Genomic DNA, 6,592 nt, shown 5'->3' with positions numbered 1-6,592 from the left:
GGAACCGTCGACGAGTACCCGAACTGGCGGCTCCCGCTGCCCGTCTCGCTCGAGGAGCTGCTCGCGGACCCCCGCGTCGACGACGTCGTGGCCGCGCTCCGCTCCGGCGACCGGTGATTTCCCGGCCATCGGAGGGGTCCGCAACGGCAAGCGCGATGGCACGATCAAGGGCATGCCCCTCAATGACGAGGCCGGTACCGAGCACGCCCGGGCCGACGCCGCCGCGGAACTGATCTGGAACGCCTGGACGAGCGGGGAGCGCCTGGACGCGCTCCCCGACGACGTCCGCCCCGAGGACCTGGACGACGGCTGGGCGGTGCAGGAGCGGCTCGGCGGCCACGCCGGCCCCGGCTATGGCTGGAAGCTCGCCGCGACCTCCGCTGCCGGCCAGGCGCACATCGGGATCGGCGGCCCGCTTCCCGGGCGGTTGTTCGAGCGGTTCCGGCACGACCCCGGGGCCGTGCTGGACTCCGGCGCGCTGCACATGAAGGTCGTCGAGGCCGAGTTCGCGTTCCGGATGGCGCGCGACGTCCCGGCTGGCGCGTCCCGCGAGGAGGTGCTCGACGCCGTTGCGGCGCTGCACCTGGCGATCGAGGTCCCGGACTCGCGGTTCGCGGACTTCGGACACATCGGCTCGGCCCAACTGCTCGCGGACGCGGCGTGCGCGGGGCTGTTCGTGCTCGGCCCGGAGATCCCGGACTGGCGCGCGCTGGAGTTGTCCACATGGGGAACGACCCTGTGGATCAACGGCGAAGCCGTGGAGAAGGGCACCGGCGGCAACGTCCTGGGTGACCCACGCACCGCGCTCGCCTGGCTCGCGGACGACCTTCCGCGCTTCGGCTCGCTGCTGCGCGCCGGGGAGATCGTCACGACGGGGACCACCACGACCCCGCCCCGGATCGGTCCGGGGGATGAGGTCCGGGCGGACTTCGGCGACCTCGGCGAGGTGCTGGTCTCGTTCAGACGGTGAACGCCGGGGAGGACCTCTCGCCCCGCTCCAGCGCGGCGAGGTGCACCCGGCCGCGGCGAGTGCGGGTCGAGCGGTACGCGTACCGCTCGACCCGCACTTCGGCGCCTTCAGGCGGACCTCAGTCCGTCGTGTCCTTCGGCCGGCCCGGGTCCGGGCGTCCGCCGTCCGGGCGGCCGGTGACCTGCAGGTGCTCGGCCTTCCGGAGGCCTTCGGCCTCCCTCTCGTGTTCCCGCGCCTCGGCGAGCGCGGCGGCCTCGTCCTCCGGGTCCGGCCGCAGCAGAGACCCGGAGACCGCGGTGCCCGCCATGCCGAGCTGGTTCATCCGCTTCGGCACGGGTGCGCCCTGGTACGCCAACGGGACGGCGTGGCCGTCCGCGTCCGCCCCACCGAGCGGCTGGTGCAGCTCGATGAACTCGCCGTGCGGGAGCCGGCGGACGATCCCCGTCTCCACACCGTGCTCGAGCACCGCGCGGTCCGCCTTCTGCAGGCCGATGCAGATCCGGTACGTGACCCAGTAGGCCAGCGGCGGCACCAGGAGCAGCCCGATCCGGCCCGCCCACGTCGTCGCGTTGAGGGAGACGTGGAAGAAGTAGGCGATCCAGTCGTTGACGCCCGAGAGCACCAGCCAGGTGTAGAAGGCGATCCCCATGGCCCCGAGCGACGTCCGCACGGGGGTGTCCCGCGGCCGTTGCAGCAGGTTGTGCAGCGCGTTGTCCCCGGTCAGTCTGCGTTCCACCGCAGGGTAGATCGCCGCGATGACATAGAGCACTGGCAGGAACGCCGCCGTGGCCCAGAACGCCGCCGGGATCGTGTAGCGGCCGAACAGGTAAACCTCCCACGGCGGGAAGATGCGCGCCATCCCCTCGGTGAAGAGCACGTACCAGTCGGGCTGGGACCCCGAGGAGATCTGCGCCGGGTCGTAGGGCCCCAGGTTCCAGATCGGGTTGATCTGGAAGACCCCGGCCATGATCCCGAGGACACCGACCGTGAGGGCGAAGAACGCCCCGCCCTTGGCCGCGAAGGCCGGCAGGATCCGCACGCCGACGACGTTGTTCTCGGTCCGTCCCGGCCCCGGGTACTGCGTGTGCTTCTGGTACCAGACCAGCCCGACGTGGATCCCGATCAGTGCGAGCAGGATGCCGGGCAGGATGAAGACGTGCGCGATGTAGAACCTCGGGATGATCTCCGTGCCCGGGAACTCACCGCCGAAGAGCAGCCACTGCATCCACGTGCCGATCACTGGGACGGTGAGCGTGATGCCGGACATGATCCGCAGGCCGGTGCCCGAGAGCAGGTCGTCCGGCAGCGAGTAGCCGGTGAGGCCCTCGAAGAAGCCCAGGAGGGTCAGGACGACGCCGATGACCCAGTTCGCCTCCCGCGGCTTTCGGAACGCACCGGTGAAGAATGTGCGGAACATGTGGGCGATCATCGAGGCCATGAACAGCAGCGCGGCCCAGTGGTGCAGCTGCCGGACGAACAGGCCGCCGCGCACTTCGAGGGACAACTGCAGCGAGGTCTCGTATGCCCGCGACATGTGCACGCCGCGCATGTTGGTGAACGGGCCGTTGTAGACGACCTCGGCCATCGACGGGTCGAAGAACAGCGCCAGGTACGTGCCGGATGCCAGCAGCACGATGAAGCTGTAGAGGGCGACCTCGCCGAGCATGAACGACCAGTGCGTCGGGAACACCTTGTTGAACTGCCGGCGCAGACCACCTGCCGGGTGGTAGCGCTGGTCCAGTTCGTCCAGGGCCTTCCCGGCTTTCGCCTCGAGCCCACCCGACGACGTCGTGGGGGTCGTGATGGCGCTCATCGTCCGCTCCTGCCGTCGACGGCACGGGAGATCCGGTCGTCGGAGAGTATCCCCCATCACACCGACAATGCGCGCGGCGAATCCTGGGGGCAGGCGGCCGCTCAGTCGGCCTCGTCGTCGTCGGCGGGGGCCGCGGAGGGCTCGCGGGGCAGCTCGGTCCGGTCGATCCGGTTCTCCGCCGCCGCCCTCGGTTCGACCTCGGCCCACTCCTCGCGGTGGCCGCCGGCGCCACCCAGGCGACCCCTGACCCCGTCGGCGAGTTCTTCGTCGATCCGGGGGTTGTGCTTGGCGCTACCGCGTTCCATGGTTCGTCCTCCTCGCGATCCTCAGCCGTACCGGACTACCTCGGCTCGCCGCGCGCAAACCGGCCCCGTGGGCCGGTTCATCGGACCGTGATGAGCGCCCCCGGGGCGATGTCGACGCGGACGGGGACGTCGGGCCCCAGCTCGACCAGCTCGCCGTCGACCTGCAGGGGCATCGGATCGATGGTGGAGAACGTGTACTCACGCACGCTCGGCTGGTCCCCGAGCCCGGAGACGGCGGCGCGGACCGCGGTCGCGAGGACGCGCCACTTGCTCTTGTGCGGCAGCATCACGACCTCGAACCGGCCGTCGTCCGGCTCGCCCTCGCTCAGCGTCGCGTACTTGGCCATCTCGGCGATGTTGGCGAACACCAGGCTGTCGAACTCCTGACGCTCGCCGTTCTCGAGCCGGACCGCGAAGGGGCGGAACCGCGAGAACGCGCGGACGGTCGTGACGATCTCCCGGAACGACCCCTTCCCCCGGCGCTCGAGCTCGACGGCCACGACCGGCGTGATGCCGAGCCCGATGTAGGAGTGGGCGTACCGGACCTGGGCGGCCCCGTCGGCCGAGCCGTCGCCGACCGTCAGGCGCAGCAGGTCGAGCTTCTGCGTGGTGCCCGCCGCGATCGCCTCGACGAGCGGGCGTTCCGCCGTTACGCGCCGGTGGTCGTTGGCATTGCCGGCGGCGAGCACCGCGGCGGCCGCCTTCGTGTCCCCGGCCTGCATGACACCGTCGACGACCTCGTTGTAGCCGCCGTCCCCGCTCACCGACACCAGGAGCGGGGCACCGGACGACGCCTCGTCCCGGGCGATCTCCCGGGCGTGGCCGGCGTACTCGGTGGGCCGCATCCGGACCTCCAGGTCCGGCGCGAGCTCCGCGACCCCGTTCCGCAGCTCCTCGGCACGCTGCTGCGCGTCCCCGGTGCTGTTCGGGTTGTAGACGATCACGAGGGAATCGAAGTCACGCGGCACGCGCGCACCATAGCCGCGTTCTCAGGAGAGTTCGGCCGGGGCGCGGACGACGGGCGAGCGACCCCGCTCACTGAGGCCGAGCGCCGTCACCGAGACGGCGACGACCGCGAGTCCGACCCACTGCGTCGCGCTCAGGGACGTCCCGAGAACGGTGACGCCCAGGACGGTCGCCGTCGCGGGGAAGGCCAGCTCGGCGAGGGTCGCGCGGGAGGCGGCCGTGCTGCGCAGCCCGATGTAGTAGAGGACCAGGGCGATCAGCCCGGGCACGATCGCGAGCAGCAGGAGCGGCAGCAGCTGGGCCGCCGTGACGGCGATCGGCGCATCCTGGACCCCGAGCACGACGAGTGCGCCCACCAGCCCGATCACGAACCGCAGCACGGTGACGTCCCGGCTTGCGAGGTTCGCGCTGACCATCCGGCCGAGCACGGTCCCGAATCCCCACAGCACCGCGGCGCCGACGGATAACAGCGCCGCGCCCGCGGCGCGGACCTCGACGTCGAGGGGATCGGCGAAGGCCATCAACCACGCGCCGACCAGGGCCGGGACCGCGAACACCCAGAACGCCGGACGCAGCCGCTCCCCGAGCAGGAGCGCCGCCCCCGCGATCGCGACGAGCGGCTGCAGCTTCTGCAGGACGAGCGGGGTGACCGGATCCCCGAGCGCGAACGCGGCGGTGAACAGGGTGGTCGCGAGGGCCGAGGAACCGAGGCCGATGACGACGAGTGCGAGGCGGTCCCGGGCCGACGCACGGCGGAACGCCCGGACCGCGGACGGGACGAACGGGATCAGCAGCAGGACGGGGACGATGTGCTCCCAGAACACGATCGTCGCGGCGGGCAGGGCACCGGCGAGCGGCGCGCGCAGGACCCCGTCCGTTCCCCAGAGCGCGGCGGCCAGCGCCACGAGCCAGGTCCGGTCGGGTGCGGTGATCGTCCGCGGGGAGTCGGCCACGTCCCGGCCAACCGTTTCCGACGCCCATCTATGCCGACCGGGTCGATGTCTTCTCGACGATCCGGTGCCACGATGGTCCGATGGAGTTCACCCGCGTCGACCGTTGGCTGTGGTCGGTCAGGCTGGCCAAGACCCGGTCGGAGGCCGCGACCGCCTGCCGCGGCGGGCACGTCCGGGTCAACGACCGCCCGGCCAAGCCCGCGACGAACATCTCCGCCGGAGACACCGTCCGCGTCCGGATGCACGAGCGCACCCGGATCGTCGAGGTCACGAATGTGATCCAGAAGCGGGTCGGGGCGCCGCAGGCGCAGACCTGCTATGTCGACCACAGCCCGCCGCCCCCGCCGCGCGGGGCCCTGCCGGTGTTCGCCCGGGACCGGGGAGCGGGCCGCCCCACCAAGCGGGACCGCCGAATGCTCGACCAGTTGGGAGTGCTCAGGCCGCCCGGGTCATGATGGGGCCATGTACGACCTGCTCTTCCGGCACGTCCTGCGGCGGACTCCCGCGGAGTTCATCCACGGCGTCGCGTTCGGCGCCATCCGCGGGGTCGTCGGCTCCTCGCCCGTCGGCCCGCGGATCGGCGCGCGGCTGACCCCCGCGGACCCGATCCTGCACAGCACGGTCTTCGGGGTGGACTTCCCGAACCCGCTCGGCCTGGCCGCGGGGTTCGACAAGAATGCGCACGGCCCCGTGGCGCTCGGTCGGCTCGGCTTCGGGTTCGTCGAGATCGGGACCGTGACCGCGCTCGCGCAGCCCGGGAACCCCAAGCCGCGCCTCTTCCGGCTGCCGGAGGACAAGGCGCTCGTGAACCGCATGGGGTTCAACAACGCCGGGGCGGACGCCGTCGCGCCGCGGCTACGGGCGCTGCCCCCGGCGGATCGGCCGGTGCTGGGTGTGAACATCGGCAAGAGCAAGATCGTCGACCCTGACCGGGCGATCGACGACTACCGGCGCAGCGCCCGTCTCCTCGGCCCGCACGCGGACTACATGGTCGTGAACGTCAGCTCCCCGAACACGCCGGGACTGCGGGACCTGCAGAACGTCACGGTGCTCGAGCCGCTGCTGGCTGCGGTGCGGGACGAGCTCGACGCCGCCGTCCCCGGGCCCCGGGTCCCGCTTCTCGTGAAGATCACAACGGATCTCGCCGACGACGACATCGATGCGGTCGCGGACATGGCGGTGCGGCTGGACCTCGATGGAATCGTCGCGACGAACACCACGACGTCCCGGGAGGGCCTGCGCACGCCGGCGGCCGAGGTCGAGGCCATGGGCGCGGGTGGGGTGTCCGGCCTTCCCCTCGCCGAAGCCGCACAGGCGGTGGTCGGGCGGCTCCGCGGCCGGCTCGGGCCGGAGCGCACCATCATCGCCGTGGGGGGCATCTTCACCGGTGAGGACGCCTATCGCCGGATCCGCGCCGGCGCATCGCTGGTGCAGTCGTACACGGGATTCATCTACGGAGGCGGGACGTGGCCGCTGCGGGTGAACCGTGAGCTCGCAGCTCTGCTGCGTCGTGACGGTTTCGCCTCGGTGGCGGACGCGGTGGGCGTCGACGCGCCGTAACCCCGGTCGGTCCCGGTGTTTTCTG

General features: G+C 71.8%; 7 protein-coding genes. 3 read left to right on the top strand and 4 right to left on the bottom strand.

Annotation, left to right across the window (positions count from 1 at the left end):
- Window positions 1-172 precede the first annotated feature (172 nt).
- Complete coding sequence (locus JWP64_RS22655) at window positions 173-970, top strand: fumarylacetoacetate hydrolase family protein (protein ID WP_297500559.1); 798 nt, start codon at window positions 173-175, stop codon at window positions 968-970.
- A gap of 118 nt (window positions 971-1,088) precedes the next feature.
- Here JWP64_RS22655 and JWP64_RS22650 read toward each other — a convergent pair whose 3' ends face one another.
- From JWP64_RS22650 to JWP64_RS22635, 4 genes are all read right to left on the bottom strand, one after another.
- Window positions 1,089-2,783 carry a ubiquinol-cytochrome c reductase cytochrome b subunit gene (locus JWP64_RS22650; RefSeq protein WP_297500556.1) on the bottom strand — a complete coding sequence of 565 codons (1,695 nt, stop codon included), beginning with the start codon at window positions 2,781-2,783 and terminating at the stop codon, window positions 1,089-1,091.
- A gap of 101 nt (window positions 2,784-2,884) precedes the next feature.
- Complete coding sequence (locus JWP64_RS22645; protein ID WP_297500553.1) at window positions 2,885-3,088, bottom strand: hypothetical protein; 204 nt, start codon at window positions 3,086-3,088, stop codon at window positions 2,885-2,887.
- 77 nt (window positions 3,089-3,165) lie between these two features.
- Window positions 3,166-4,056: a diacylglycerol kinase family protein gene (locus JWP64_RS22640; protein ID WP_297500550.1), complete on the bottom strand. Its 891-nt coding sequence runs from the start codon at window positions 4,054-4,056 to the stop codon at window positions 3,166-3,168.
- 21 nt (window positions 4,057-4,077) lie between these two features.
- Window positions 4,078-5,007, bottom strand: coding sequence for a DMT family transporter (locus JWP64_RS22635; RefSeq protein ID WP_297500547.1), 930 nt, complete (start codon window positions 5,005-5,007; stop codon window positions 4,078-4,080).
- Between the two features lie 80 nt (window positions 5,008-5,087).
- On the opposite strand from JWP64_RS22635, the gene JWP64_RS22630 reads away from it, so the two are divergent.
- Complete coding sequence (locus JWP64_RS22630) at window positions 5,088-5,462, top strand: RNA-binding S4 domain-containing protein (protein WP_297500544.1); 375 nt, start codon at window positions 5,088-5,090, stop codon at window positions 5,460-5,462.
- 7 nt (window positions 5,463-5,469) lie between these two features.
- Window positions 5,470-6,567 (top strand): quinone-dependent dihydroorotate dehydrogenase, encoded by a 1,098-nt coding sequence (locus tag JWP64_RS22625; RefSeq protein WP_297500542.1) that lies wholly within the window; start codon window positions 5,470-5,472, stop codon window positions 6,565-6,567.
- Window positions 6,568-6,592 lie beyond the last annotated feature (25 nt).

This window comes from Pseudonocardia sp. (genome assembly GCF_025465255.1).
Taxonomy (GTDB): Bacteria; Actinomycetota; Actinomycetes; order Mycobacteriales; family Pseudonocardiaceae; genus Pseudonocardia.
This window is presented reverse-complemented; position numbering and strand designations above follow the sequence as displayed.